Origin of the sequence: Halolactibacillus miurensis, from assembly GCF_900116255.1 — a bacterium.
GTDB classification, from domain to species: Bacteria; Bacillota; Bacilli; order Bacillales; family Amphibacillaceae; genus Halolactibacillus; species Halolactibacillus miurensis.
In genome coordinates, this window is sequence record NZ_FPAI01000012.1 from 53,638 (window position 1) to 78,028 (window position 24,391).

Below are 24,391 nucleotides of genomic sequence, written 5' to 3' on the forward strand. Positions count from 1 at the left end.
CCTGGTCTTAAAATGCTTTTACTAAGAGTGAAAACATGTTACAATAAAGCGATGAATCTGTATGAAAAGAGGAACTTAATATGCTCTATTATGTGTTATTTATTATTTTAGCTTATTTACTCGGGTCTATTCCGTCGGGATTGATCGTTGGTAAAGTCTTTTATCAAACCGATATTAGAGAACATGGCAGTGGAAATCTTGGCGCAACCAATACTTTTCGTGTTTTAGGTAAAAAAGCCGGTATTGCCGTCACGATAAGTGATGTACTTAAAGGGACCTTCAGTATCGCTCTTCCTTTTTTCTTTAGTCCGATTGAAGTAAATTTACTTGTCATTGGTGTTTTCAGTGTCATTGGACATATGTACCCCATCTTCGCTGGATTTAAAGGTGGTAAAGCTGTCGCAACATCTGGTGGTCTTGTCTTAGGATTAAGTCCGTTATTATTCTTCATCATTTTAGCGACCTTTTTCGTATTACTTTACACCACTAAATATGTGTCATTGTCATCAATTGTGACGAGTTTTATTGCGGTAATGACGTCCTTGGTGATGTCTCGCTTTGATTTACTGATTTTAACGGCGGTGTTACTGACGTTTATTGTCTATCGTCATATTCCTAACATTAAACGTATCATCAACAAAACAGAACCAAAAATTACTTGGATGTAACCATGGAACGCACGTGTAAACGTGCGTTTTTTTGTTGTCAATCGCCTAACAGATAAAGAAAGTTAAGTTAAATAGATTGAAACTAACCGTGACTCTTAGTATACTCTTTAAATAAGAGAGAGAACCGAAAGGGGATGCATTACCCATGACCCAATATAAAAAACAGTTACCAGAAAAACAAGAACGACACCGCTTATTTGGTTCGGTTTCACCTGGTAAACGGACAAAACCAACAGAAAAAGACGAGATGGCTGATTTACAAAATACGCAAAATGACTTCTTATTTCACATAGATGCCGTAGGCATTACAAATGTCACCCATCCGATTAACATCCACGGTGAGATGGAACCGACGATACAAACGTCAGTCGCTAAATTTACGATGACATCCTCAATAGTCCAACAAAGTAAAGGGACGAATATGTCACGATTTACTGAACAACTAGAAGCGTATTATCAACAACAGCGCTTAAAGACTAATTTAGAAGACTTAAAAGCTTTTACGAAAGAATTGAGTTCGCGACTTAAAACAACCGATGCGACGATTGAGGTGACGGTGCCATATTTTTATCAACAACGCGGCCCTCATTCTCAGTTACAAGGTTTAAATCACGTGGATCTCACAATCAAGGTGACGTATGACACAGCATCTGGTTTTACTATCCACGTTGGCTTAGCGGCAACGATTACGACGCTATGCCCGTGTTCAAAAGAAATAAGCGAGTACAGTGCGCATAATCAACGCGGCATTGTGTCGATTACGACGGAACTTGATCCCTCATTTGATGAAACAGCTGGCGACTGGAAAAAGCGGTTGTTAGATATGGCTGAATCTAATGCGAGCGCACGGATTCATCCGGTGTTGAAACGGACAGATGAAAAAGTTGTGACCGAACATGCGTATGAAAATCCTCGGTTCGTTGAAGATATGGTGCGGTTAGTGAGCGCTGATTTATATGAATGGGATGATGTACTTGCCTTTAAAGTGACGTGTCGTAATGAAGAATCGATTCATTTACACGATGCCATCGCATCAATCACTTACGATAAACGAGCTGAAAAACGATGATAAAAAAGTTCCTACTTTCGATGATACGCTTTTACCGTAAATATATTAGCCCGACAAAACCGCCGAGCTGCCGGTTTCAACCGACTTGTTCAAGTTATGGTTTAGAAGCGATTGAACGATTTGGTGCTTTAAAAGGCGGTTATATGACAATCAAACGGGTATTAAAGTGTCACCCCTTTCACCCAGGTGGCTTTGATCCGGTGCCGATAAAAGATGAAAATCAAAAAAAGTATCATAATCATACCAATCACTAATGAAACAGGAGCGTGTAGCTTTTAATATAACGATATAGAGTCATATTAAATAACTTCAAGACAAAAAGACAGGTCTTCACCTGTCTTTTTGTCTTATTGATATGAAATACGTAAACAATTAAAGATATTTATTTAAGTCATCTACTGTCTCGATCTGATGAAAGTCATTTACCATTGTTTCAAGCGTTTGGTCGTCTAACTGTCGTAGCTTATTTTTTGTTTCTTCAGGCAAGTACTCAATTTTTTGACTGAGGAAGGTCAACAATGTCTTCGCAATACCTTCTTGCTTACCTTCTTCTTTACCTTCTTCTCGTAACACATCAGCAATGGTCTTCATAACATCACTCCCCCAAGGATAGGCTTGTTCTAATATTTTTACTATATCACGGATATCATTTTTTGTGAATGCATCACTTACATTAAAAATATACCGCATCAACGTTTCAAAATAGGCGATACCGGACGCTTTTTCATCTAGCGTATTTAACGCTTTCGCCGCCTGATAGATACTCTCTTTTAAATCCGCTGGATTTTTCGTATAAAGATTGCGCCATACCGTAAAAAGTATCTTTAATTGGGCGACCCCTTTTATTTGTTCGTCTTGATACGTCGATACGTCAAATAGTAAATAATGATAATTGGGCACGTACCGTTTCATGTCATCTGTGAGTGTATCATATCCCTTTACCACGTCACCTAACGACTGGCCCGCATGCCACGTTTGTTTTCCGTGATAGATCACGAGAGGCAAGATGAGAGGTAACGTGTCCGCATCCTTTCGGTGGTGTTGTCTATCCCAAATCTTCACCATATACTTCAGTAACTGAACGGCGATGTTTGGACTTTGATAGCTTTTATGTTCAAACAATAGATACAAATACCCTTCTTCATTATGAATATTAACTTTAAACAATAGATCAGAAAAAACTTCCTCTAAATCTTTAGTGATAAAGCTGTCTTTCTGCGGCTCTATTGTGTTGACATCAATCTGTTCAACAATATGAGCCGGTAAATAATACGTCACGAAATCTTTTGTCACATCCGTATGCCGAAATGTTTCTTTAAAGAGTTTATCGTGTGGATTTTGAACGTGAATGTTTGCCACCTACTTTCGCTATCGTTTACTTCTAATACCTTGTCACTTTTTCTTAATGTCCTTCATACTGTCAACAGCGAGAGGGTTCTTGTCTAATTAGATAACTACAGCATATAGCGATTTGCCCGCCCTATCAAGTCAATAAATATCGGTTATTATCGAAATTCAAACCCGTTTCAAGCATCTATTTATCGTGATACTCAACCTTATTTGATTTTAGGGCTAACCTTTCATGTATTTTTTATTTTTCTGTATAAAAAATCGGTTAAGCCACTCCCTTTTTTCAGCTGGAAACCAACCAATAGATCAACCATTCTTCAATTTTTAAGTTTCATATGTAATGCCGTGAAACCTGATGTAAAGGTAGGTATTATCACAATTCCGCACTTTTATAACTAAGCTACGGTAAATCTGTCAAATGTCTCGTATCGATCAGATCACACTACTTACCGATACGACAAAAAATAAGCAGGTAAGCGGACCTCCGCCTTTACCTGCTTATTGTTAGTTATAAATTAAATCGTTTAACCTGATCAATGTGACCTTCTTTTTCAAGAATCTCTTTTTGAAACGGTGGAAACAAATCAAAATGAGGGTAGTCTTCTTTATGATCAATCCAATCGGGGTGTAAACCGTACTGGGCTCCCCATTGCTTCAATTTGTTTAAGTCATTTGAACCAACTTTTGTGACGGATGTGGCGTCTTTAAATCGATGATCCTGCCAGTAATGTGTTAAAAAAGCAATCTCTCCCCGTGCGACTTGTTCTTGCCATTGTTTCAGTTCTTTTCGTGTAATACCAAAAGCCATGATTATGTCATCGCCTCTATATAAGCCGCATGCCAATCGGGGAATCGTCGTCTGACTGAAATCGGACGGAAACTATCTTGTTTGACAATCACGTGATCACTAAAACCTGTGACTAATAACTCATCATTATGATTAGTGACTTCATAACCATAACGTGTTCTAAGACCATCATAACTTTCCACCCAAGTTGTCACATAACATGGCTCACCGTATTTAGCGGGTCGTTTATAATCCGCTTCAATATGGGTGACAGGCGATACCACACCCTCTTTTTCCATGTCATGATAATTAAAGCCTAATGATTCAACAAAAGCGGTCCGACCAATTTCAAACCAAACCAAATAATTTGCATGATAAACAACCCCCATTTGGTCTGTTTCTTGATAGCGTACATTAATTTTCTCCGTTACCTTTTTCACTCATCTGCACTCCCTTTTACTTGTTCCCACGCATTTTTAAAATCTTGGACAGATAAATCAGTAAATGTTTCCGTTAAGTCATCTGCCTCAGCTAGACGCAGGGCTTGGAATTGGATTGCTTCTTCGACAAGATTGACAACAAAGCGGGCGTTGCCTTTGACTGCTTGTTTTGAGAATTGTTCAAGCAGGTAGTCTTTAACCCCATCATTGACTTGATAATGATAGCGACCGATATGGAAGCAGGCAATATCGAGTAGCTCTGTACCAGAATAATCTTGGAAGTCAAAATACTTTTTAAATCGTGAGCTTAAGCCCGGATTACTGTCAATAAAACGTTTCATATCTTGTTTATATCCTGCTAAAATAACGACAAGATTTTCGTTATGTTTTGTCATTTCATCTACGAGTGTATCAATCGCTTCCTTACCAAAATCATTCTCGCCGCGGTAAAGGCTATATGCTTCATCAATAAACAGGACGCCACCGAGTGCTTCACGGATTTTATTTTTTGTCTTGATAGCCGTTTGGCCAACGTAACCAGCGACAAGGTCACTTCTTGAAGCTAAAATAAAATGGCCACGCTTCAGTAAGCCGCGCTCTTTTAATAGTTTTGAATAAATTTTAGCCACCGTTGTCTTTCCTGTTCCTGGGTTGCCAGAGAATACCGCATGGAGTTGAATCGGTACAGAAGGCAAACCTTGATTTTTTCTCGTTTGTTGGATCTTCACAAACGATGATAGTTTCTTCACTTCATCTTTTACATTAGATAACCCAATCAAGTTTTCTAATTGCTCCATTGGATCACTTTCGTCCTGGTCGTCATCCATGACCGCTAAATCCTTTGATTCAATATGCATATGGTCGAGCCAATCATCTTGGTCATCGACCGAGATGGACGCGCCTTTTTTAAAGATCGCTTTCATAACAAGGTCGCGAACCGTTCGAGCGTTCCCAAAAGAATCATCAACTTTTGCGCGCTCAATTAGTCCATAAAAGCCATTAAGAGCTGTTTCGGTAAAGAAGTAATCATTCTGTAACGCCACTTCTTCTGCAATTTCTAACAACTCACTGATTTTAAAGTCGGGTAATTGAATAAAGTTCTGTTCAGGAAAACGGCTTCTAAGGCCTGGATTCGCCCATAAAAATTGGCGCATTTCTTCAGGGTAACCAGCTAAGATGACGGCAAATTTGCCGGCATACTCTCCGCTTGTCATGGCTGATACGATTGTATCAATCACCGCTTGTCCGTAATCACTGCCACTTTGGTCTTGTCGGTGTAAGCTATAAGCTTCATCAATGAATAACACCCCACCGACCGCTTCTCTGATATAAGCCATCGTATTTTCTTCGCTCTGTCCGACAAACGATCCGACTAAATGTGAGCGATTCACTTCAATGACTTTCTTAGTTTCGAGTAATCCAAGCTCATGATAAATTTCTGCGAGGAGGCGGGCGATCGTCGTTTTACCCGTCCCTGGATTTCCCGTAATAATCATATGCAGTCCTGGTTCATCAATCATTTGAAAACCAATTGATTTTCGGTCTTGTTGATACTTTAAATAGTGATAATATTGGCGCATATAACGCTTCACATGCTCCAAACCGACCATTGATTCAAGCTTCTCAAGCGGTGATTGTTTCACCTCTGAATTAAAAATCGATGGAAAGGCCGCATTAAAATCTTCTATGAGTTGAACGATTTGTCGCACCGATTGATTAATCTTACTCGTTTGAACACCGGTTCTTCGGTTTTCAATTAGATGAATCCCGTCGTCTAAATCACTTTCTAACTCAACAAGGGCTTCTTTTAGCTCTTTAAAGATGTGGTACAGCGGGTGACTTTTACTACTTGTATAAATTGACACATGCCGCGTGAGTTCAAAGAACCGATTAATCTCTTCTTTTAATTCGGTCATCTTTTTCAGTTTTAACTGATCAAAATCTGTTTCCCGCATCGAAAACCCGTCAACATCTAACGTTTTAATATCTTGAAACACCCGGTAAAATTGTTTGATTTGAGCGAGGGTGTCAATCATCGGAAAGTCGGCATCATATTCTTTTGCGAGCGCAAGTAACTTATCTGATAAGTGGTCAACATCATGATGGCGCATCAAGCGATGATAGACAAGCATCGCATGCAGTGCACTGACGGCTGTATCCGACAGCTTTTCTGGTTCCGCCCGGTATTGATCAATTGCCCGTAAACAGTCAATTTCTCTGTATGGTGGTGGTTGGTTTATATCTGTCCAATTCAATAACGTGGATTCATTTATTTTTGAAAATATTAAATGGTTTGTCATTCTCTCATCCCCTTATGATCTCTTTTATCAGTTTAACATAATTTTGCCGATTTGATGACTTTGCTGATTGCCTGTGGTAAGCCAAATATCCTTTAGACTTTCACGCTGTCGTTTAGCTGGTCATCATGGGACACACTGATTGTAAAATGGCAGACAAAAAGTCACCCAATGGTTGGGTGACTTTTTTAAAATTAAGCTTCTGTTTGCTCGAGTTTATTTCTAAGAACCATTTGTAAGATACCACCGTGACGATAGTAGTCGATTTCAACGTCACCATCAAAACGGGCAATCGCATCAAACGTTGTTACTGTACCATCTTCAGCTGTAGCCGTTACTTTGACTATTTGATTCGGTGTGACCGATTCATCAATCGCAACGGAAATCGCTTCTCGACCTGTTAGTCCAAGTGTATCGGCATCTTCTCCGTCAGTAAATTGAAGTGGTAAAACACCCATCATCACAAGATTACTACGGTGAATCCGTTCATAACTTTTCGCAATGACTGTCTTTATACCTAACAAGTTGGTACCTTTAGCCGCCCAGTCACGAGACGAGCCCATACCATAATCATTGCCAGCTAAAATAGCTAATCCTGTGCCTTGTTCTTGATATTTCATCGCGGCATCATAAATCGGCATCACTTTTTCTTTTGGCCAGTAAGTGGTAAATCCTCCTTCTGTACCTGGAGCTAACATGTTTTTAATACGAATATTAGCAAACGTTCCACGCATCATCACTTCGTGGTTACCACGACGAGAACCATAAGAGTTAAACTGACGCGGAGTTACCCCATTTTTTTGGAGGTAACGGCCGGCTGGCATATCTTTAGCGATAGCACCCGCAGGTGAAATATGGTCTGTGGTGACCGAATCACCGAACTTACCAATCACGCGCAAATCATTTAACGGTTTAACTTCGTCTGGATCACGTGATAAATCTTCAAAGAATGGTGGGTTTTGAATATAGGTTGAGTCATGATCCCATTCATATAAAGGTTCGTCTGTTGTTTCGATCGCATTCCAACGCTCATTAGAGTCAAAAATATTCGCATATTCTTTCTTGAAGATTTCTGGTGTGACCACTCGGAACACTTCGTCACGAATTTCATCAAGTGATGGCCATAGATCATCAAAGTAGACCGGTTGATTGTCTTGGTCATAACCTAATGGTTCTTTCATTAAGTCGATATCTACGGTACCAGCTAGTGCATACGCCACCACAAGCGGTGGTGAAGCTAAGTAGTTCGCTTTAACAAGTGGGTGAATCCGTCCTTCAAAGTTACGGTTACCTGATAAGACAGAAGCGACGGTTAAGTCGTGTTCAACAATGGCTTCTTCAACCGCATGTTCGAGTGGACCGGAGTTACCGATACACGTTGTACAACCATAACCGACTAAGTTAAAGCCTAATTCCTCTAAGTAAGGCATAAGGCCAGCGTCTTCTAAGTAACGCGTGACGACTTTGGAACCAGGTGCGAGTGATGTTTTGACATATGGTGGCACCGTTAAGCCTTTTTTCACAGCGTTACGCGCAAGGAGGCCTGACCCTAACATCACATAAGGGTTTGATGTATTCGTACAAGAGGTGATCGCCGCAATCGCCAGCGACCCTGTTGTCATCTCGCTCTTCTCGCCATTTTCGTGTGTCACTTTTGCGACTTTATCAAATTCTTTTTTATCTAAACCGAATCCGTGGTTACCTGCTGGTCCTGTCACGGCTTTATGGAATGAGTCTTTCATATCTGAGAGTAAGATTAAGTCTTGCGGACGTTTTGGGCCGGAAAGACTTGGCTGTAGGTCAGATAAGTTTATTTCAACGAGATCGGTGAATTCCGGGTCAGGTTGACTTGAGTCATACCACAGGTCATTTGCTTTACAGTAAGCTTCTACAAGGGCAATATGTTCTTCGTCGCGTCCAGTTAGACGTAAGTAGTTTAGTGATTCTTCATCAACTGGGAAGAAACCACATGTCGCACCGTATTCAGGTGCCATATTTGAAATCGTTGCTCGGTCAGCGAGTGGCATTTCCTTTAAGCCTGGTCCGAAATATTCAACAAATTTACCAACGACTTTTTTCTCACGCAAAACTTGCGTCACTTTAAGAGCGAGATCAGTCGCTGTAATGCCGTTAGGCATGGAACCAGTAAATTTCACACCGATAACATCAGGTGCAGGGAAATAAGAAGGTTGTCCAAGCATGCCTGCTTCAGCTTCAATTCCACCAACACCCCAACCAAGGACACCTAAACCGTTAACCATCGTTGTATGGGAGTCTGTCCCAACTAATGTATCAGGATACGCATCGATTGTCCCATCATTATTTTCTTGTTGGTGTACGACTTTAGCAATGTATTCTAAGTTCACTTGGTGTACAATCCCTGTCGCAGGTGGTACGGCACGATAATTATCGAATGCTTTTTGTGCCCAGTTTAAGAATTGATAACGTTCCATATTACGCTCAAATTCATATTCCATATTGGTAAGGAGCGCACTGTTTGTCCCAAATGCATCCACTTGTACTGAGTGGTCGATGACTAAGTCGACCGGTACTTCAGGATTGATCTGATCGGCTTTACCACCCATATCAACCATCGCCTTACGTAAAGACGCTAAGTCTACTACAGCTGGTACACCGGTGAAATCTTGTAAAATAACGCGTGATGGCTTAAATGGGACATCTGTTTTCGCTTGTTTATCCCAGTTAATAAGTCCATCAATATGCTCATCATTAATCACACGGCCATCATATTGGCGTAATAATGACTCGAGTAAGACCCGAATAGAGAATGGTAAACGGCTAACGTTGCCTTTACCTGCTTCTTCTAATGCTTTTAATTGATAATAGTTTACTGTTTTTCCGTTAAGTTCAAATGATTGTTTCGTATTAATCACTGAATTAATCCCTCCTATATCGTTCTATTTAGGGCAACACATGTCATTTCTCAAAAGACATGGCTATGTACTTTACTATTGTAAAGTAAAATCGTAAATATGTAAAATATTTCGACAATATTTTTTACTTACTAACCCTAGAGCACATAAGGGATTAACTAATTTGTTCCATCGATTGTGGCGGATGACACGGTAACTTTAAGGTAAAAGTTGTGCCCTTATTCATTGTTGATACAGCTGAAATCTCACCATCATGATTCGTCATGATCTTTCTCGTAACAGCTAAGCCAAGCCCCGTCCCTGTTTGTTTTGTCGTATAGAACGGTTCCATAATGGTTGATAATTTTTCTTCAGGAATGCCAACCCCAGTATCCGTGACATGAATCACGGCTGTATTCGTTCGTTTCGTTAACTCAATGGTAATATGACCTGATTCTTCTATGGCTTCCATGGCGTTTTTGATCAAATTAATTAATACTTGCTTTAATTGACAAGCGTTTCCTAAGCAATAGACAACCTGATCAAAGTGCGCGTTCAAATGTATTTGTCGTTGGTTTAATTGATGTTTAAACAACAAGGCAACATCCTTACACAGTTGGTTTAACTCAAGGATATCCATTGAAGCATTTGATGGTTTTGATAATGATAATAATTCTGTCGTTAATGCATCCATTCGTTGCAGCTCATCTGATATCACACGAAAATACTCTTTTTCATATGGGACGCCTGCTTTAATTAACTCAATAAAGCCTTTAAGTGACGTGAGTGGATTTTTAAACTCATGGACGAGACCCGCGGCCATTTCCCCTAGCGTAATGAGACGTTCATTTTCGGGTGTCATCTGAGTGAGTGGGTGCGTTGGCTGTAGTTGAAAGACAAATAAAAGATGTTGATGAAATTTTATCGCATTACATTTACACGCAAGACAGGTGTGGTTATCTAAAAGGATGTGTATAGTTGAAAATGTAGGTGATAAATCGCCTGTTGTAAGATTTACATGGTTTGAAAACGATTCATGCGATTCAGGGTGTAGCCATTGATATATAAATGGTCTATCTAAACATTCTTGAGGTAAATGATGATGGGTAGATTTAGAATAATACTGAATATATCCGTCACCATTGGTCACAAGATAAAAATCGTATCGACAATCTTCTAGTTGATCTAATATATGTTGTGGTAAGTGACTTAAACGATAATCATATACACGCGCATCGAACTTCATTTGCGTTTCTTTAATCAAAGATTGACACCAAGTTTTCACATTCAACACAGTCACCTTCTCATAGTATTTTCATCCATATGATAACACATTATTTGTTAAATTATACACAAACAATGGAAATTCTCTGTTTGTTACCTAAAATAGTGATAAGAGTCATAGGTCTTATTAATTGACTGTGACTTTAGCCTGTAATATTGTCGAAAATAGTTGTTGAAACAATAGGTGGATCGACATATAAAAAAGACATACTCAGCGCTAACTGAATATGTCTTTAACTTTCTGATTCATTATTTTCCTGGGTTTTGATTATTCATCGCACGCATCATTTGATTGATCTTCTTTTGCGATGGCTTTTGACCCATTTGCATCATAAGTGTACGGAGCATTTGCTCATTAATTGGTGGATTTTTCTTTAAGTAATCCATCATGTATTTTTTCGCGATAAAAAAGCCTAATGCAGCACCAGCTACAAGCGCGATAATCGCAATGAGGATAACCCAACCGATCCCTAGTGTCATAATTCAACTTCCTCCTTCAAATCAATTCTTACTTAGTATATTAAATATTTCACTTAATTACAATAGCAACAAGTAAACTCACCCTTAATCTCAATCTTAAGTGATCTTAAACGAGACAAATGAAGAACCCTTACAACAATCAAAGGGTTCTTCATGAAGATTAATTATTCATTTTAACTGCATCGGTTACTTATTGAATACTGCTTCAAAACGTTTCACAACGTTATCTACAGTAAAGCCAAAGTGTGCCATGATTTGGTTACCTTCACCAGATGCACCAAAGGTATCGATACCTAAGATATCACCTTCATCACCAACGTAACGATCCCATCCAAGTGGAGATCCCATTTCAACGGCCAGACGTTTCTTCACATCTTTAGGTAAGACAGAGTCTTTGTATGCTTGGTCTTGTTGCTCGAAACGATCCCAAGCTGGCATACTAACAACGCTCACGTCGATGCCTTTTGCTTTCAGTTCTTCTTGCGCACTTACCGCCAGTTGAACTTCAGATCCAGCTGCGACTAAAATACCGTCAGCGACAGCTTTTTCTGCTGGGCTTACGATGTAACCACCTTTTTTAACGCCTTCGTAGTTTGTACCTTTAAGTGTTGGAAGGTCTTGACGCGTTAAGACAAGTAATGATGGTGTATCCGTTGACTCCATCGCTAAGCGCCATGACGCTGCTACTTCGTTACCATCGGCTGGACGAAGAACAGAAATACCAGGCATTGCACGGAAGGCGGCTAATTGTTCAACCGGTTCGTGTGTTGGGCCATCTTCTCCTACCGCAATTGAATCATGCGTTAACACGTAAGTCACTGGTAACTTTTGAATCGCTGATAAACGAACAGCTGGGCGTAAGTAATCACTAAAGACGAAGAATGTTCCGCCGTATACTTTTAAACCGCCATGAAGCGCCATACCGTTAAGAGCCGCTGCCATCGCAAATTCACGTACACCAAACCAAATGTTTCGGCCGGCATAGTTTGTTTTATCAAAGTCTTCTTCATCATCCATACGTGTTTTGTTTGAACCAGCAAGGTCAGCACTACCGCCAAATAGACTTGGAACAGCTTTTGATAGCGCATTGACTAATTTACCACTTGAAGCACGTGTGGCTAGTGTATCTTCACCTGGTGTGAAGATTGGTAGTTCGTCTGCCCATCCTTCTGGTAATTCGTTGTTCATCGCTAGTTCAAATTCTGCTGCTAATTCAGGATACTTTGCTTTATAAGCTTCGAAAAGTTTATTCCACTCAGCTTCTGCTTCAGCGCCGCGTTTCGCTACTTTTGTTTCAAAGTCTTGGTAAACGTCCTCAGGTACTTCAAATGGTGCATGATTCCAAGCGTAGTTCTCACGAACAAGTTTGATTTCATCATCACCAAGTGGCGCACCGTGAGCATCACTCTTACCTTGTTTATTTGGTGAACCATAACCAATAACGGTTTTAATTTCAATCATTGTCGGTTGTGTTGTGTTGGCTTGTGCTTCTTTAATGGCCGCTTTAATTGCCTCAACATCGGTACCATCATCGACACGAATGACTTGCCAGTTGTATGATTCAAAACGTTTTTCAACAGATTCTGAGAATGATTTATCTAAATCGCCATCTAATGAGATATCATTTGAATCGTAAAGGACGATTAACCTGCCTAATCCTAAGTGACCCGCTAGTGAAGCCGCTTCGTGTGAAATACCTTCCATAAGGTCACCATCACCTACAAGTGCATAGCTATAGTGATCAACGATATTGAAGTCATCACGGTTATATTTTGCCGCTAGATGAGCTTCTGCCATCGCCATGCCGACAGTCATCGCAATCCCTTGACCTAAAGGTCCTGTTGTTGCTTCGACGCCATCTGTATCTGTCACTTCAGGGTGTCCAGGTGTATGTGACCCTAATTGACGGAAATTTTTAAGGTCGTCAATACTTAGATTATAACCTGATAAGTGTAGTAATGAGTAAAGTAACATAGAACCATGACCCGCAGATAAAACGAAGCGGTCACGATCGAACCATTTTGAATGCTTTGGATTTTGGTTCATAAACTCAGTCCATAATGTGTACGCCATTGGCGCAGCCCCCATTGGTAACCCTGGGTGTCCTGAGTTTGCCTTTTGGATGGCATCGATAGAAAGCGTACGAATAGCATTAATTGATGTTTGTTGTACTTGATTTGTCATACTTCTTAAACCCCTTTCTGGATTCATACATAGATTAATATGTACGTACAATTTATATCCTATAATGAAAACGCTATTTACACAAGACAAAATTGTACATTTTAATGAATAATCTTAATTTTTTGACCGTAAGTTCTTGATTTTTTGGGGTGTGACATCATCGCCGTTAGGATCAACGATGGTCATCCCCTTGAATTGGTTCTTAAATGATTTTCTTACATTTTGTAAATATTCTTCTCGTAAGATTTGTTGTTCTTCTTTTTCTTCATTTGATAAGCCCTCCGCTTTTGCTTTTTTAGCTAAAGTATTAATGCGGGCTAACTTTTCTTGTGACAGCATATTTTAAATCTCCTTAATTTGTTGATTTTCACTATGTCTATCATAACGAATCTTCACCGCTTTCTGCAAGTGAGAGGTATTCTTGATAGCGGCGGTGGACGGTTGCTTTAGATACATTATAACCTAAACCACGTAAGGTAAGCGCAATATCTTTAAATGTTAGCCCATTATTTCGCAACCTAACAACTTCTTCAACCGGAAACACTTTTGTGTCTCGCCCTTTTGCTTGGTCAATCTTTGTTAAGTTTTTCTCAGGTCGGTAACCATTTTGTACCGCTTTTTTCATCCCGCGTTTGATTTTTAAGTTATGGATTTTTCGTTGGTATTCTTCCACAATCCCCACGATTTCTAACACCATACGATCAGATTCAGATAACTGAAATTCACCTGTTTGCGATTGGGTAAAGATCTTCACGCCGGATTTCTTTAATTGATGGAAAATAGCGATTTTCGTTTCACCGCGGCCTAACCGTGTTTCATCTTGAACGAGTACCGCATCGACATTCCCGGTTTGGCATTGATCAAATAATGACAATAAGCCGTCACGCTCAATTGTATACCCACTTACTTTCTCTTCGATAATATCAAGAACATCCATCTGTTTATGTTCAGCTAACGCTAATAATTCTTGTTTTTGGCGGATGAGTGACGAGACTTGTTCATCTTTTGTTGTACTGACTCGACAGTAAATAATGACACGCATTGTTGCACCTTCTTTTCATGGAAACATACTTTCTATTTTAGTGTAGCGAAAGGGTTTGTTCGGTGTCAATGTTTTTCGAACAAACGTTTGATTTACGTTACATTAATATGGTATACTTAACTAAAATTGATTGGAGGGACAATGAATGGATACCCTATCAAAACGTCAAGAAGCGATTCTTAATTTCATTAAACATTATCAAGCAACTAAAAACTATCCACCTTCTGTAAGAGAAATTGGTGAAGCAGTTGGCTTATCATCTACATCAACAACCCATGGTCATCTCGCTCGCATGGAGAAAAAAGGCTATATTCGACGTGACCCGACTAAACCACGGACGATTGAAATCGTTGACGGAACAGAAATGAATCCGAAGATGCGCAGTGAAGTGGCTTATGCCCCTCACATCGGGAAAGTAACCGCTGGACTTCCGATTACCGCAATTGAGAATATTGATGAATTTATTCCAATTCCATCATATTTAACAAATACAGAAACTAATACGTTTGCCTTAACAATTGAGGGCGACAGTATGATTGAAGCAGGTATTCATAACCGAGATGTTGTCATCGTTAGACAACAAAATACCGCAAATAATGGCGATATTATTGTTGCCTTAACGGACGACGGTGAAGCGACAGTGAAACGGTTCTTTAAAGAAAAAGACCATATTCGCTTACAACCAGAAAACTCAAATATGGAGCCTCTTCTATATAAAAACATAACGGTATTAGGTAAATTGGTCGGTTTGTACCGCCACATTAAATAAAAAGCAGGGTCATTGGTGTTTACCAATGACCCTGCTTTTATTTTTTAGCTCGTTTTAAAGCTGTTATACCCTAGCGCATTTAGTCTCGCCTCTACGTTTGGTGTCACCCCATCATCATAAACGATCACCCGGTAAAATGGCGCACCGTTGACGTTTGCTTTTATAATGTCAACGTCAAAACCATGCTGGCTTAGTTCGGCTTGGCGTTTATTTGCTAATATGATATTTTTAAACGAACCACATACTATACTATTCGGTTTTAGTAACGTGTTTTTCACGGATATAATAGCCTTGACATGAGCTGCTACGATTTTTTCAACCATCGATGACTTAAATAAGGCAACATAATCAAGCGGATGATCAATAAACAGTGATTCTGTTAGTACGGCAGGCATTGACGTTTTTCTTAAGACATAAAAATCTCCTTTTTTCATACCGCGGTCGGTCACGTCTAATGATTGACAGATGGTTTGATGAATGAATTGGTGGTAATCACCTGTTTTTTTACTCGTATTTAAATACCGATAACTTTCAAAACCTGTTCCTCCTCCTGCATTAATATGAATAGATAGATAAAAATCTGCTTTAAAACGCTCAGCCAGAAGAACTCTATCGGATAATGAACACGTCTCATCAACGTGTCGGGATAATTTAATCATGATATCTTTGTGCTGAGTTAATTGATCTCGTATACGCAGCGCTATAGCTAACGTCAGGTCTTTTTCTTTTAACTGTTTATGACAGGCCCCAGGGTCACGTCCCCCGTGACCAGGATCTAAAAATATTCGCAATGGTATATCGCCCTTTCTCTTTTCTATTTTTTCGTGCTATACTATCTGAGGAATACACATGCAGGAGGAATATCAATGAAAAAAATAGCGTTATTACTTTCGTCAGTCTTACTTATTGCCATCGTTGTAGGATGTGCTGACACAGCGACTGATGAACCAATAGAAGACACTCCAGAAGACACAACCCTTACCTTTGAAGAAGAACAAACCGCCTTTTATGAGCAATACCCTGAAGTGACGGACAATCCGATTGTTACCATTGAAATGGCAACCGGTGAGACAATTACATTAGAGCTGTATCCACATACAGCACCAAATACCGTTGCGAATTTTATCGCACTCATCGAAGATGGGTTTTACGATGGTGTCATTTTCCATCGCATTATCGAAGACTTTATGATTCAAGGTGGCGATCCACAAGGGAACGGTTTAGGTGGACCCGATTACTCGATTCCTGGTGAATTTAATTCCAATGGATTTGATAATGACTTGGTTCATGAGCCCGGAGTCATTTCTATGGCCCGGTCACAATCACCTGATTCTGCCGGCTCGCAGTTCTTTATCATGCATAAGGCGGCCACACATTTAGACGGTGAATATGCTGGTTTCGGTCAAGTGACTGAAGGTATGGAAGTAGTAAATAAACTAGCTCAAGTAGAAACAGGCCCAAATGATGTGCCAGTTGAAGAACAACAAATCAAAACGATGACAGTGGATACAAAAGGTGTCGATTATCCGGATCCGTTAAAAAAATAAGCGCTACACTATAATCGCTTTTAGTAAAATAAAACGGCAAAAGCCCTTCTTCGAATGTGAAGAAGGGCTTTTCTCTCATAATTATTCTTAATACAAGGGTATATAACTCATGAAGTTTTGTGCGCTGTTTTTCTTTGATTGACAATAAAAATAATGTAGCCAATGAATGTCACTACTAAAAAGAGTAGCCACGTTAAAAGTGACAATTGGAAAATTAAATAGAGTGTTGATAGAACAGCTAGTATTGGGACAAGCGGAACAAGTGGGACATAAAAACTACCATCTGTTGGCTTTCCTTCACGCTTACGGATGACAATCACACCAATCGCAAGCATCATCATCACAATTAATGTGACTAAATTTGTGATTTCTGCTAATTGTTGAAGTGGGATTAACCCAGTAAAAATACTTGTGATAATACCGGCTGTCCATGTCGCATTCGTAGGGACCCCGGTCTTTTTATTGACCTGGTTCATGTATCGTGGTAAAAGCCCCCCTTTACTCATCGCAAAAAGTAAACGCGCAAGTCCATAAAGCATCGCAATAAGCACGGTTAAAAGCGTTAATATCGCGCCGACTGAAACGATGCTTGCGAGCACGTGTTGATCGACGTATCGAAGCGCAAAGGCAACCGGGTCTTTGACATTGAGTTCAGTAAATGGCACAATTCCGGTAAGAACGAGCGTGACTAAAATATAGAGTAACGCTGAAATACCAATCGCGAAAAAGATGCCAAGGGGCAAACTCTTTTGAGGGTTCTTCACTTCTTCAGCTGCCATCGATATCGAATCAAAACCTAAAAAGGCAAAAAACAATAACGCCGCTCCACTCGCAACGCCCGAAAATCCAAACGGTAATAACGGCTGCCAGTTGCTGGGTTCAACAAAAAAGATACCAACGATGATGAATAAAGCGATAATCCCGAACTTAATAAAAAACATAAAGTTATTAAGGCGTAAAGCTTTCTTAGCCTCAAACGAGACAAGCCACGTTACAAGCAGTGTCATCGACACGGCAATTAAATCCACATATGTCCCCTGTTCCGGATTAAAAGAGGCCTGAAAAATAACGGGTAAGCCAACACCTAAGCCGTTTAAAAAGCCATTGACATAACCTGACCAACCGGACGCAACTGAGGCACTAGCGAGTAAATATTCCCAAATGGTATACCAGCCAGCGACCCAAGCCAAGCGTTTCCCAGCAATTTGTAACATATAGGCGTATGGTCCGCCGACTACGGGATACCGACTAGCTAGCTCAGCATAACAAAGGCCCATAAGAAAAATAACGAACCCTGCAATAATAAATGAAAAGATTAAGCCAGGTCCGGCATACGTAGCGGCAGCAGCACCAGTCACAACAAAGATGCCTGTGCCAATGACCGCACCAAGCCCTAACAAGACTAAATCAAGTGTACCTAAATTCTTTTTTAATGGTATTGATTCCATACTCATTCTATCACTTCCCTTTTAGACGTCACTGTCTGTTTATGTCTCTCATGTCGTATTTACTAAAGTATAAACGCTCTTTAATATAAATGCCTTAACGTATGATAACTATTGAAAAATTAATCGACACTTGTTTAGCCGCATCGTTAAACAGGGTTATCAATGATTGATAGTCATTCCCTAAATGTTGTTGTAGTAACGCCTCATGTTTAATGACGACACGCACGGCTTTTTGAGAGGTTATTACATCCCACAGAGCATCTAAATTAGCACCGTAATAATTCGGTTTAAGCACGTCTGTTACTTCCCTATGAACGTCACCGAGAGTGACGATACGCTCACCATCTAAGACAATTTCTGTCATTGAGATTCCCCCACTTCTATCTCCTCAAATGTTTGATAATGATCCGCTGTGTAGTAGATCTCTCCCCCATTTGAATAGACCAGTCGTTTTTCATTGCGGTAGCCACCTGTATAATCAATGTCGGCTTCATAATACGTCACACCAGCGGCTTCTGGCAGTTTCCCTTCCCGGTTATAAAAACGATCACCACCAATACTCATACCTGACGCAACGTCATGTAGATTCCCTTTATCTGGTTCCCAGCCTAAATCATAAGCCTCGCTTTTTGTTAGATAATTAGATGGCAAGGCTTGATACATTGTAATATAAGTGCTCACTGCTTCAACACTTGTGTAGTGCCCACTTTCTTCTATGTCCACTTGGCTCGTTGATTGGTCGGTTTGATCTATGAATATATCAAAGATATCGTCACCTGATACAAGTGTGACACCCAGTGCAACGAATAATAAAAGTATGATATGACTGATTTTTTTCAACAGTGTCATCCTCCTACATGTTCTGTAACCCGTACAATTATATACAATCAATAGGTGTCTGCCAATAGGTTTTTATCATCTTTCTTCTAATCGCCTGTATATTTTATATTCTGCTTTACCTCTAACATGAAGAATCCTTTAACAAAAAACAAGACCACACTAAAAAGAAGGTCTTGTTTTTCGAATAGTGATAAGCGTCTATTGATCAATATGTTTTATCATTCGCGCAGGATTTCCGCCAATCACGACGTTTCCTGGAAAGCTCTTTGTGACAACAGCGCCAGATGCAACGACGACACCATCTCCTAACGTCACTCCTGGATTAATGATGGCGCCCCCTCCAATCCAGACATTATTCCCGATCGTAATCGGTTTAGCGTACTCTTTCCCTGAATTTCTCGCAAGATGTTCCACTGGATGTGTGGCGGTGTAAATTTGGACATTTGGCGCAAGCATACAGTTATCACCGATTCGCACCTCACATACGTCCAAAATAATACTATCAAAGTTAGCATAAAAATTCTCGCCAACATGGGTGTTATAGCCATAGTCAAAACGAATATTAGGTTCCATATAGATGTGTTGACCTGTTGAACCTAATAGCTCTTTTAAGAGTTTGGCGCGTGTGTCTGGTTGTTCTTCTGTTGTTTCGTTATATTGTCTGACCATCTTTCTAGCAGCAAGACGATCATTCATCAGTGTTTCGTCACTTGGGTCATACATTTCTCCTGCAATCATCTTTTCCTTTTCAGTCATCGGTTAGGCCCCATTTCTATCGTCATAATAATGGTCTGTCTATTTCTCGTTTATATAAACACACCACATACTTAATTATCAGCATTAAAAAAGCGCCGATAAAATGTTTTTAACTTCTCTGATTTGAGTGAGTGCTTTGGATAAATAAAGTAAAGCGGACGTTCAATCGTTACATCAGAAAGTGTGACGTAATCAAGCGTTTGATTGGTCACTTCTTTTAAAGCAACATTTTCATACATAAACGACACCGCATCAGTATTTTTTAACATCGATTTTAACAACATAAAACTGCCGATTTCGTATATTTTTTTAAAAGATAGCAAAGACTCATTCTGTTGACTGAGGTATTGTTCAAAGATTTTACGTGTGCCTGATCCTTGTTCTCTTAAAATTAACGGGTAGTTGTACAGATCCTTTAATTGTCGGGTTTCCTTTAACAACGGATGATGATGTCTCACTACTGCTTTAAAACTGGTTCGAGTGAAAGCTTCGTAATTAAACATATCTTTGTCGAAGATGCCTTCAATAAATGCGCCGTCCAGTTCATCATCTAATAATTTTTGCAACATGACTTTTGTATTATTGACCGTCACTGAGACATCATCATACCCTTTGTGTAAATAATAATCCAAGTAGGATTCTAAATAATAATCCGCTATCGATAACGTCGCACCGATTCGGATCGGTTGTGAGACGCGGTTTAATTTATTTAATAAATGGGCCTCATTCGAACGCTGTACTTGAACATAATTATAGACAATTTCACCTTGTTTAGTAAGCTTAACAGCTTTCCCTTTTAATTCGATGAGTGGCAGACCATAGTGTGCTTCTAATTTTTTAATATGTTGACTAACAGCTGGTTGCGTTAAATTTAACGCTTCTGCTGCCTTTGTATAGTTTTTATATTCAACGACTTTAATGAATGTACGTAATTTTTGATCAAGCATGATTACCTTCCTTTCTGTCTATCCATATCTTCATCATGTTAAGTCATGATGTTTAGTAAAGTGAGTTATATTCATAATATAAATTTATCATAAATAAAAAATCATCATTTTATTTTATCATAAAAATGTATTATGCTAAAGTAAGTAGTAATAGAAAGGTTGATCAATAGATGAAAAATATATTACCCGGTTTAATCTTATCGTTTATGATTGCATTAATAGCGACGATTGTTGAGACACTCTTACCGATAGACATTATTGGTGCCGCTATTTTAGCTCTATTTATCGGTATCATTTTACATCCTGTTATAAACAACAAACCAAACGTTCAAAAAGGGTTATCTTTCACTTCGAAAAAAGTGCTAAAGTTTGCGATTATCTTGATGGGAAGTACGCTTAGCTTATCCGTAATTCTAAACGTCGGAAAATTATCGCTTAATGTGATGGTCTTTACACTTATCACCTGCTTTTTAGGAGGTTATTTGATTGGAAAAGTGTTTGGGATTGATTGGCGTATGAGTTCGTTAATCTCTGCTGGTACGGGCATTTGTGGTGGATCCGCTATTGCGGCACTTTCCCCTGTTATTAAAGCGCGTGATGCGGATATTAGTTATGCGATGTCAACGACCTTTATTTTTGATATGCTGATGATACTACTTTTCCCACTGATGGGACAGTGGTTAGGGTTATCAGATATTGCTTATGGTCTTTGGACAGGAACAGCTGTCAATGATACATCTAGTGTCGTCGCTGCAGGCTACGCTTTCTCTGAACAAGCGGGCAACTTTGCGACAACCGTCAAATTAACACGAACATTAGCCATTATTCCAACGATTCTCGTCTTTTCAATGATTCAGCACCGGATGGAGCCAGCTGAAGAGCGCCCTGCATTCAAACTAACGAGTATTTTCCCTTGGTTTATTTTTGGGTTTGTCGTGATGGCTGTCTTTAATACAGTTGGTCTTATTCCTGACGCATTACAGGCATCATTATCAACGATTAGTAAATTCCTCATGGTCATGGCACTTGGGGCCATTGGATTAAAAACATCATTAAAAGACGTGAAACGGTCAGGATTGAAACCTTTTGCCTTAGGCTTTATTATTTCGATTTTAGTTGTGATTGTCGCTTTTATCGTTGAAATGTCGATGGGACTTATTACGTTTTAACGAAAGCATTCGGTGGTAAGAATAAGTAGGAAGCAAAATATTGTTGAAGAGGTGATAAATATGGATATTAAGGGAATCATTGATGATGTCGTGAACAAAGTCCGTTCGGATGAAAATTTTAAAGAAAAGTTTTTTGATGATCCAACAACAGCCCTAGAAGAAACATTTGATATAAACTTACCGAATGAACATATCGACCCGATTGTTGAGGGGGTAAAGGCAAAATTAAACCTTGAACAGGTAGATGATATGTTAGGTAACATAAAAAAGTTCTTCTAATTAGCACGATGAATATAGTGTAAATCACGGTGTTAAACATTAGAAAAGCCGTCAACACGTAAAAAATATGTTGACGGCTTTTCTCTACCCTATTACGACCATTCACTCTTTGAACTAGGCCCTTGAAGCATCAAAAGCTTGCCGGATATCTTCAATAATATCCTCGATATCTTCTAAACCGATTGATAAACGAATCAATCCTGGTGTGATGCCGGCGTCTTTTAATTGCTCATCTGTTAACTGCCGATGCGTTTCAGAAGCTGGGTACAACACACAGGTACGAATGTCTGCGACGTGGACAACATTACTGGCAAGCTTTAAAGCATCCATAAACTTAATTGCCCGTTCTTTTCCACCTGCAATATCAAAGGATATAACGCCACTCGCCCCTTCTGGTGTATATTTTTTCATCCGCTCATGGTAACGATCGGTCTTAAGACCAAGATAGTACACCGCTTGAATGTCTGATGTGTCATTTAAGAATGTCGCTACTTCTAATGCGTTCTGACAATGTCTTTCTATTCGAACGGCCAATGTTTCAAGGCCTAAGTTCATTGAACTACCCCCACCTAACATTCTCACGAATGTTTGAGGAAGGGGATTCCATAAGGACACCCTAAAGGCGACCCATGCTCATTCAACTAAGCATAGGTTTTTCTACTCTCCAACCGCCGCAAACCTATTTTCTCAACATCTGTTAAAGCATGTTGGAGAAATAGTGTGTCCCAGGAACACAACTTGCTTTGGTCGAATCGTTCTGTCTGGTAGAACGCATGGGTTCTAACAAAAGACAGGGTACGCGTCATATACGCCCATTGCGCCCAATGGTGTAGACCTTGTTTCTGCTCTGGAACAAGTGAATACAACATCGGTGGGAGTATTTCTTTAAAGCCCATTGCCCGACGGGCAATGACATAAGCGGCTGCCATGTGAATGGACACACCGAGTCGCTTCATATATTTCATCTTGCCAATTTGACTGGTATAAGCGGGATTAACAATGTACACAGCAACCCCCATTTTTTCAGCTCTTGATCGGATTGACATGATCATCTTTTGATAAGCAAACTGACTCATTCGGTGATTGGCTTTGCTATGTCCATAAGGACGCGACACTTTGGACCGCGTCGTATCCAATCTTTCAATGGCGAGTGGTTTATGATGTTTAACGGCATAGTCAACGAGGGCAATAACCTCTGCTTCTATGATTTTCGCCTGCTGCCCACTGGTTTTATCCTCTAAGTTAAATGAAAGCGTGAAGGCATCCACACATTGACCTATGGCGTTGACATTGGCGACAGCGATATGATTTACATTCAGATCAACCCCAATCATACCCATTGATGTTGAGGTATTCAGGTAGGGTGCAGGCGGCACATCGATTAAGCATTTAACGATGTAGTAGTCACCATGATCCTCAAGTGACCATCCGATAGGCTTCCCATACTTTTTCTTATCTTTCAGGTTCATTTGTGTCTGAATGGCACGATTGACATGATCTTGGCCATAAGGAAAAACAACGTTAGCGAGACGAATGACGCATTGGTTGATCGCCTTAAAGGTAAGAGTATGCGTCTCTGGGTGATAATGAAAGACAAAGTTACCTGATTTGGCATCTTTTCGTCCCGAAATGGTCATCTTACCGTAACGCGCCGCTACCCAATCTTTCTGCCAACGCTCAGGATGAGCGTGATAAGACTTTTGCGTTAACCGGCCGCGCGCGAGTTTCTTACTCCCGAAACATACACCCGTCACTTTGTTTGTCAATTGAATCAATTGTTTTTCATATCGATCTTTCTTAAAGTTCAACTGGCCCAAGCGAGACTTCAGGTGTTTGATTTCAACATCAAGGTATTGATGTTCAAAATCATAAGCACAGTAAAATAAGCGTGTGGAATGCTTATATGTCACAACAAAAAAGGCTCCTTTTTGTTGTTCACGTGATGTTTTATTGAACATCGGTGTTCCTTTGACAAAAGAGCCTTTTATCTTTTGAAGTGTCGTCAAGCGCGCCTTCGTCGCTTTTAATTTTCTTTTAACGGCGTTGATTTGTTCTTTTTTATTACGCGAATGAATTTCATAATTCTGAGGCCTTGCGGCCCAATGGTTTTGAAGCATAAAAAAGGAAGTACCTCCCCAAGTCTTGTATAATGGTAAGTAACC

The 24,391-nt window shown here is 39.8% G+C and carries 25 protein-coding genes; 7 read left to right on the plus strand and 18 right to left on the minus strand.

The window, feature by feature from the left end; translation table 11 throughout:
- Window positions 1–80 precede the first annotated feature (80 nt).
- From plsY to yidD, 3 genes are all read left to right on the plus strand, one after another.
- Window positions 81–668, plus strand: coding sequence for a glycerol-3-phosphate 1-O-acyltransferase PlsY (gene plsY, locus BM390_RS08965; RefSeq protein WP_062322482.1), 588 nt, complete (start codon window positions 81–83; stop codon window positions 666–668).
- Window positions 669–813: 145 nt separating this feature from the next.
- Window positions 814–1,737, plus strand: a complete 924-nt coding sequence (folE2, locus tag BM390_RS08970; RefSeq protein ID WP_062322479.1) for a GTP cyclohydrolase FolE2 — start codon at window positions 814–816, stop codon at window positions 1,735–1,737.
- Window positions 1,734–1,991: a membrane protein insertion efficiency factor YidD gene (gene yidD / locus BM390_RS08975; RefSeq protein WP_062322477.1), complete on the plus strand. Its 258-nt coding sequence runs from the start codon at window positions 1,734–1,736 to the stop codon at window positions 1,989–1,991. Before folE2 ends, yidD begins: the two co-directional genes overlap by 4 nt.
- Window positions 1,992–2,109: 118 nt before the next feature.
- Here the strand turns inward: yidD and BM390_RS08980 are convergent, their stop codons facing one another.
- From BM390_RS08980 to BM390_RS09025, 10 genes are all read right to left on the minus strand, one after another.
- Complete coding sequence (locus BM390_RS08980) at window positions 2,110–3,096, minus strand: Rpn family recombination-promoting nuclease/putative transposase (protein WP_218161156.1); 987 nt, start codon at window positions 3,094–3,096, stop codon at window positions 2,110–2,112.
- Between the two features lie 499 nt (window positions 3,097–3,595).
- Entirely contained in the window at window positions 3,596–3,895 is a 300-nt protein-coding gene (locus BM390_RS08985; protein ID WP_062323433.1) for a hypothetical protein, read from the minus strand.
- A gap of 2 nt (window positions 3,896–3,897) precedes the next feature.
- Window positions 3,898–4,314: an acyl-CoA thioesterase gene (locus BM390_RS08990; RefSeq protein ID WP_082394572.1), complete on the minus strand. Its 417-nt coding sequence runs from the start codon at window positions 4,312–4,314 to the stop codon at window positions 3,898–3,900.
- Window positions 4,311–6,614, minus strand: coding sequence for an AAA family ATPase (locus BM390_RS08995; protein WP_089854392.1), 2,304 nt, complete (start codon window positions 6,612–6,614; stop codon window positions 4,311–4,313). The genes BM390_RS08990 and BM390_RS08995 overlap by 4 nt, the downstream gene beginning before the upstream one ends.
- Before the next feature lie 191 nt (window positions 6,615–6,805).
- Window positions 6,806–9,505: an aconitate hydratase AcnA gene (gene acnA, locus BM390_RS09000; RefSeq protein WP_231631568.1), complete on the minus strand. Its 2,700-nt coding sequence runs from the start codon at window positions 9,503–9,505 to the stop codon at window positions 6,806–6,808.
- Between the two features lie 154 nt (window positions 9,506–9,659).
- A complete protein-coding gene (locus tag BM390_RS09005) occupies window positions 9,660–10,769 on the minus strand; it encodes an ATP-binding protein (RefSeq protein WP_246806784.1) in 1,110 nt (369 codons plus the stop codon).
- 248 nt (window positions 10,770–11,017) lie between these two features.
- On the minus strand, window positions 11,018–11,248 hold the full coding sequence (locus BM390_RS09010; RefSeq protein ID WP_062323439.1) for a YneF family protein: 231 nt from the start codon (window positions 11,246–11,248) through the stop codon (window positions 11,018–11,020).
- 186 nt (window positions 11,249–11,434) lie between these two features.
- On the minus strand, window positions 11,435–13,432 hold the full coding sequence (gene tkt, locus BM390_RS09015; RefSeq protein ID WP_089854398.1) for a transketolase: 1,998 nt from the start codon (window positions 13,430–13,432) through the stop codon (window positions 11,435–11,437).
- Window positions 13,433–13,546: 114 nt separating this feature from the next.
- Window positions 13,547–13,771, minus strand: a complete 225-nt coding sequence (locus BM390_RS09020) for a DUF896 domain-containing protein (protein WP_062323441.1) — start codon at window positions 13,769–13,771, stop codon at window positions 13,547–13,549.
- Window positions 13,772–13,811: 40 nt separating this feature from the next.
- Window positions 13,812–14,474 (minus strand): YneB family resolvase-like protein, encoded by a 663-nt coding sequence (locus BM390_RS09025; protein WP_062323443.1) that lies wholly within the window; start codon window positions 14,472–14,474, stop codon window positions 13,812–13,814.
- A 145-nt stretch (window positions 14,475–14,619) separates the two neighbouring features.
- Here BM390_RS09025 and lexA point away from each other — a divergent pair, with 145 nt between their 5' ends.
- Window positions 14,620–15,243 (plus strand): transcriptional repressor LexA, encoded by a 624-nt coding sequence (lexA, locus tag BM390_RS09030; protein WP_062323445.1) that lies wholly within the window; start codon window positions 14,620–14,622, stop codon window positions 15,241–15,243.
- Between the two features lie 44 nt (window positions 15,244–15,287).
- On the opposite strand, the gene BM390_RS09035 is transcribed toward lexA, so the two are convergent.
- Window positions 15,288–16,034 (minus strand): N-acetylmuramoyl-L-alanine amidase, encoded by a 747-nt coding sequence (locus tag BM390_RS09035; protein ID WP_089854402.1) that lies wholly within the window; start codon window positions 16,032–16,034, stop codon window positions 15,288–15,290.
- Between the two features lie 75 nt (window positions 16,035–16,109).
- On the opposite strand from BM390_RS09035, the gene BM390_RS09040 reads away from it, so the two are divergent.
- Window positions 16,110–16,790, plus strand: coding sequence for a peptidylprolyl isomerase (locus BM390_RS09040; protein ID WP_089854405.1), 681 nt, complete (start codon window positions 16,110–16,112; stop codon window positions 16,788–16,790).
- Between the two features lie 107 nt (window positions 16,791–16,897).
- Here the strand turns inward: BM390_RS09040 and BM390_RS09045 are convergent, their stop codons facing one another.
- The 5 genes from BM390_RS09045 to BM390_RS09065 form a co-directional block, all read right to left on the minus strand.
- Window positions 16,898–18,244 (minus strand): APC family permease, encoded by a 1,347-nt coding sequence (locus BM390_RS09045; RefSeq protein ID WP_062323449.1) that lies wholly within the window; start codon window positions 18,242–18,244, stop codon window positions 16,898–16,900.
- 88 nt (window positions 18,245–18,332) lie between these two features.
- Window positions 18,333–18,602: a barstar family protein gene (locus BM390_RS09050; RefSeq protein WP_062323450.1), complete on the minus strand. Its 270-nt coding sequence runs from the start codon at window positions 18,600–18,602 to the stop codon at window positions 18,333–18,335.
- Window positions 18,599–19,087, minus strand: coding sequence for a ribonuclease domain-containing protein (locus BM390_RS09055; RefSeq protein ID WP_177220692.1), 489 nt, complete (start codon window positions 19,085–19,087; stop codon window positions 18,599–18,601). Before BM390_RS09055 ends, BM390_RS09050 begins: the two co-directional genes overlap by 4 nt.
- A gap of 189 nt (window positions 19,088–19,276) precedes the next feature.
- Window positions 19,277–19,834, minus strand: a complete 558-nt coding sequence (locus BM390_RS09060) for a maltose acetyltransferase domain-containing protein (protein ID WP_062323454.1) — start codon at window positions 19,832–19,834, stop codon at window positions 19,277–19,279.
- 71 nt (window positions 19,835–19,905) lie between these two features.
- Entirely contained in the window at window positions 19,906–20,781 is an 876-nt protein-coding gene (locus tag BM390_RS09065) for a LysR substrate-binding domain-containing protein (RefSeq protein ID WP_062323456.1), read from the minus strand.
- Between the two features lie 170 nt (window positions 20,782–20,951).
- Between BM390_RS09065 and BM390_RS09070 the strand changes: the two genes are divergently transcribed.
- Complete coding sequence (locus BM390_RS09070) at window positions 20,952–21,950, plus strand: YeiH family protein (protein WP_089854409.1); 999 nt, start codon at window positions 20,952–20,954, stop codon at window positions 21,948–21,950.
- A 60-nt stretch (window positions 21,951–22,010) separates the two neighbouring features.
- Window positions 22,011–22,229, plus strand: a complete 219-nt coding sequence (locus tag BM390_RS09075; protein WP_062323458.1) for a hypothetical protein — start codon at window positions 22,011–22,013, stop codon at window positions 22,227–22,229.
- Window positions 22,230–22,343: 114 nt separating this feature from the next.
- On the opposite strand, the gene BM390_RS09080 is transcribed toward BM390_RS09075, so the two are convergent.
- Together BM390_RS09080 and BM390_RS09085 are read right to left on the minus strand one after the other, a co-directional pair.
- Complete coding sequence (locus BM390_RS09080) at window positions 22,344–22,784, minus strand: PLP-dependent transferase (RefSeq protein ID WP_186808963.1); 441 nt, start codon at window positions 22,782–22,784, stop codon at window positions 22,344–22,346.
- An 86-nt stretch (window positions 22,785–22,870) separates the two neighbouring features.
- Window positions 22,871–24,391 (minus strand): IS200/IS605 family accessory protein TnpB-related protein (locus BM390_RS09085; RefSeq protein WP_218161157.1); only part of this gene is annotated, 1,521 nt, incomplete at its 5' end.